Consider the following 4353-nt stretch of genomic DNA (forward strand, 5'->3'; position numbering starts at 1 on the left):
GGTGGTGAGGGCGGGGGCGATCGCGGGGTCGGCGCTGACCTGGAGGACGGCGTCGCCTTCGACGCAGGTCTGGGCGGCCTGGATGCCCTGGTCGTCGATGTGGTCGCGGAGCCGGAACCAGCCGATGGTGGCGAGGACGAGCAGCACGATGGTGACGACGGCGATGATCGGGCCTTTGCTGATGCCTCGGACGCCGCCGGAACTGCGATGTCGACTCACGTGTTCGTCCGCCTCGTTTCTTCTCTTTCCGGGCTCCCGCAGTGTACGGAAAACGGGGCGGGGCCCCGGTCCGGGTCGGACGGGGCCCCGCGTCGTGTGCTGCGGATCAGGCGTACTTGGCCTTGTACTCGCGGCGGCGGCGGTGCAGGATCGGCTCGGTGTAGCCGCTGGGCTGCTTGGTGCCTTCGAGGATCAGTTCCTTGGCGGCCTGGAAGGCGATGCTGTCGTCGAAGTTCGGGGCCATCGGCCGGTAGGCGGCGTCGCCGGCGTTCTGCCGGTCGACGACGGGAGCCATCCGCTCGAGGGCGGCGACGACGTCCTCGGCGCTGACGACGTCGTGGCGGATCCAGTTGGCGAGCAGCTGGCTGGAGATGCGCAGGGTGGCGCGGTCCTCCATGAGTGCGACGTCGTGGATGTCGGGGACCTTGGAGCAGCCGACGCCCTGGTCGATCCAGCGCACCACGTAGCCGAGGATGGACTGGCAGTTGTTGTCGAGTTCCTCGCGCTTCTCGGCGTCGGACCAGTCGGTGTTCTCGGCGAGCGGGATGGTGAGGATGTCGTCGACGGTGGCGCGGGTCTTGCCCGTGAGCTCGTCCTGGACGGCGAAGACGTCGACCTCGTGGTAGTGGGTGGCGTGCAGGGTGGCGCCGGTGGGCGAGGGCACCCAGGCGGTGTTGGCGCCGGCCTTGGGCTGGCCGATCTTCTGCACGAGCATGTCGTGCATGAGGTCGGTCATGGCCCACATGCCCTTGCCGATCTGCGCCTTGCCCTGCAGGCCGCAGGCGAGGCCGGTGTCGACGTTCCAGTCCTCGTAGGCGAGGATCCACTTCTGCTGCTTCATGGCGGCCTTGCGGACCACGGCGCCGGCTTCCATGGAGGTGTGGATCTCGTCGCCGGTGCGGTCGAGGAAGCCGGTGTTGATGAACGCGACGCGCTCGGAGGCGGCCTCGATGCAGGCGGCGAGGTTGACGGTGGTGCGTCGTTCCTCGTCCATGATGCCGACCTTGAGGGTGTTGCGGGGCAGGCCGAGGACGTCCTCGACGCGGCCGAACAGCTCGGTGGTGAAGGCGGATTCGTCGGGGCCGTGCTGCTTGGGCTTGACGATGTAGATCGAGCCGGTGCGGCTGTTGCCGAGCGGGCCGTGGGCCTCGTCGGTGTGCAGGCCGTGGATGGCGCACAGGGTGGTGATCAGGGCGTCGAGGATGCCTTCGGGCACCTCGTTGCCCTCGCTGTCGAGGACGGCGGGGTTGGTCATGAGGTGACCGACGTTGCGGACGAACAGCAGGGAGCGGCCGTGGAGTTCGAGGTCGCTGCCGTCGAGTGCGGTGTAGACGCGGTTGGCGTTGAGGGTGCGGGTGAGGGTCTTGTCGCCCTTGGTGAACGATTCGGACAGGTCGCCGCGGTTGAGGCCGAGCCAGTTGCGGTAGCCGACGACCTTGTCGTCGGCGTCGACGGCGGCGACGGAGTCCTCGAAGTCCATGATGGTGGTGACGGCCGATTCGAGGACGAGGTCCTTGATGCCGGCGGTGTCGGTGCTGCCGATCGGGGACTGCGGGTCGATCTGGATGTCGATGTGCAGGCCGTTGTTGCGCAGCAGGACCGAGGTGGGGGCGGCGGGGTCGCCGAGGTAGCCGACGAGCTTCTCGGGCTGGGCGAGGGTGGTGACGGTGCCGTCGGCGAGGGTGACCTTCAGCGCGCCGTCCTCGATGCGGTAGGCGGTGGTGCCGGTGTGGGAGCCGGTCGCCAGGGGTGCGGCCTTGTCGAGGAAGTCGCGGGCCCAGGCGATGACCTTGTCGCCGCGGATCTTGTTGTAGCCGGTGCCCTTTTCGGCGCCGCCTTCCTCGGAGATGGCGTCGGTGCCGTACAGCGCGTCGTACAGCGAGCCCCAGCGGGCGTTGGCGGCGTTGAGCGCGAAGCGGGCGTTGAGGACCGGCACGACCAGCTGCGGGCCGGCGGTGGTGGCGATCTCGGAGTCGATGTTGGCGGTGGTCACCTCGAACGGGGCGGGCACCGGCACGAGGTAGCCGATCTCCTGCAGGAACGCCTTGTAGGCGGCCGGGTCGTGGGGCTGTCCGGCGCGGTCGCGGTGCCAGGTGTCGATCTTGCTCTGGAGGTCGTCGCGGATGGCGAGCAGTTCCCGGTTGCGGGGCGCGAGGTCGTGGATGACCTTGTCGGCGCCGGTCCAGAACGCGTCCGCGTCGACACCGGACCCGGGGATGGCCTCGTTGTTGACGAAGTCGTAGAGCACCTTGGCGACCTGGAGTCCGCCGACCTGAATGCGTTCTGTCATTGCCTCACTCTTTCCGGTAACTGTGCACCCGGTGCGGTCGGGCCGACCGGTGCCGCACGAAAAACACCAACATGTTACCCGCCGGTAGTTATCTGCGTGTCGGTGAGACACGCCGCCAGCGCGGTGCATCGATTCAGCAGCTCCTGGCGCAGGGCTGCGGCGCGGGTGGTGAGCGCCGACTGCTCGCGGACGTACTGTGCGCGTCCGGCGGCAGTCTCGATCGTGATGGGCGAGTAGCCGTATTCGCTCAGATCATACGGGCTGGCCCTCATGTCGAGTTCGCGTGCCGCCCGGGCGTGCCGGAAGCAGTCCAGGAGCAGGTCCGACTCGATCAGCGGGGACAGTTTGTAGCACCATTTGTACAGGTCCATGCCGGCGTGCAGGCAGCCGGGTTGTTCCCGGTCGATCTGGGTCCGCCGGGTCAGGGTCTCGGCGTTGCGCGGGGCCGCGTCGGGGGTGAAGAACCGGAACGCATCGTAATGGGTGCAACGCAACTGCAATGATTCCACCACCGCGTCGGTTCCGTCGTGCCCGAGCCGCAGCGGCACCGCGTTGTGCCGCACCCCGGAGTCGTCCGTGCGGTACACCATCGCCCACTCGTGCAGCCCGAAACAGCCCAGCTGCGGCGGCCGGGACGCGGTGGCCGCGAGCAGGTCCCGCACGAACTCGACCGTGCCGAGCCGGTCGAGCGCCGCGCGCCGGGACACCGTGACCCCGGGCTGCCCGTCGACGACGACGCGTTCGTAGGCGGGATGGTCGCGGTACTCGCGGGTGGCGTCGCCGAGCAGCACCACCCCGAAACCGGGATGCCAGCGCCGCAGCTGGTTGGGCCGGTGGTTGTAGTAGGTGAACAGGAAGTCGTGCACCGGATGGGCCTGCCGGGCCGCGCGCCGCCGCAGGTGCCCGGCGAGCAGCTCGTCGGCGGCGGCGCGGTGCCGGTGCCGGCGGGCGGTCCAGTCGGGTTCGGACCGCACCGCCGCGGCCGTGCCGGTGGACGGGTGGGTGTCGATGGTCATCGGCGGCGGCTCACGGGGTGCGGTTCCCCGGGGCGGGGTCGGCGATGCGGTGGGTGGCGTCGCGCACGGTCCCGACGAATTCCTCGACGAGGTCCTCGAGGGCGACGATGCCGACGACGGTGCCGGTGGCGTCGACCACCCCGCCCAGGTGTGAGCTGGTGCGGCGCAGCAGCGCGAGGGCGTCGTCGAGTGCGCTGGTGAGCGCGACCCGGGGCAGTTCCCGCACCTCCGCGGGCGGGATCACCGTGTCGGGTCCGGCGTTCTCGTCGCGCACCAGGTCCAGCACGTCCTTGATGTGCAGGTAGCCGGTGACCTTCCCGGCCGGGTCGAGGGTCGGGTAGCGGGAGAAGCCGGTGTCGATGACGGCCTGTTCGAGCACGCCGAGGGTGGTGCCGCCGGCGGTGATCGGCACGGTCCGCACCCGGTCGATGGGGATCATCACCTCGGTGACGGTGCGGCCGCTGGTTTCCAGGGCCTGGGTGAGGCGGCGGTGTTCCTCCTCGTCGAGCAGCCCTTCGGAGCGGGATTCGCCGATCATCTCCGACAGTTCGATGGCGGTGACGGTGACCTCGAGTTCGTCCTTCGGTTCGACCCGCATCAGCCGCAGGGACAGGTTGGCGCACAGGTTGTAGAACGCGATGAGCGGCTTGGCCAGGCGCATGAACAGCAGGTGCACCGGGACGAGGAGCATCGCGGTGCGTTCCGGTCCGGCGATCGCGATGTTCTTGGGCACCATCTCGCCGAGCAGGATGTGCAGGATCACCACCAGCGCGAGCGCGACGGTGAACGCGAGGGGGTGCAGCAGCGAGTCCGGCAGGCCGGCCGCGT

Annotated in this window: 3 protein-coding genes and 1 pseudogene; all 4 read right to left on the reverse strand. The window is 69.4% G+C overall.

All coding sequences use genetic code 11. The features are described 5' to 3' along the window. A pseudogene (locus I0Q12_RS20670) lies at positions 1–219 on the reverse strand (hypothetical protein); the annotation flags it as partial. 106 nt (positions 220–325) lie between these two features. Next, positions 326–2509 carry a malate synthase G gene (locus I0Q12_RS20675; RefSeq protein ID WP_197254160.1) on the reverse strand — a complete coding sequence of 728 codons (2184 nt, stop codon included), beginning with the start codon at positions 2507–2509 and terminating at the stop codon, positions 326–328. A 74-nt stretch (positions 2510–2583) separates the two neighbouring features. Beyond that, positions 2584–3525, reverse strand: a complete 942-nt coding sequence (locus I0Q12_RS20680) for a 3-methyladenine DNA glycosylase (protein ID WP_197254162.1) — start codon at positions 3523–3525, stop codon at positions 2584–2586. A 10-nt stretch (positions 3526–3535) separates the two neighbouring features. Beyond that, on the reverse strand, positions 3536–4353 hold an 818-nt coding region (locus tag I0Q12_RS20685), incomplete at its 5' end, for a CNNM domain-containing protein (RefSeq protein ID WP_231611113.1).

Origin of the sequence: Rhodococcus sp. CX, assembly GCF_015865005.1 — a bacterium.
Taxonomy (GTDB): domain Bacteria; phylum Actinomycetota; class Actinomycetes; order Mycobacteriales; family Mycobacteriaceae; genus Rhodococcus.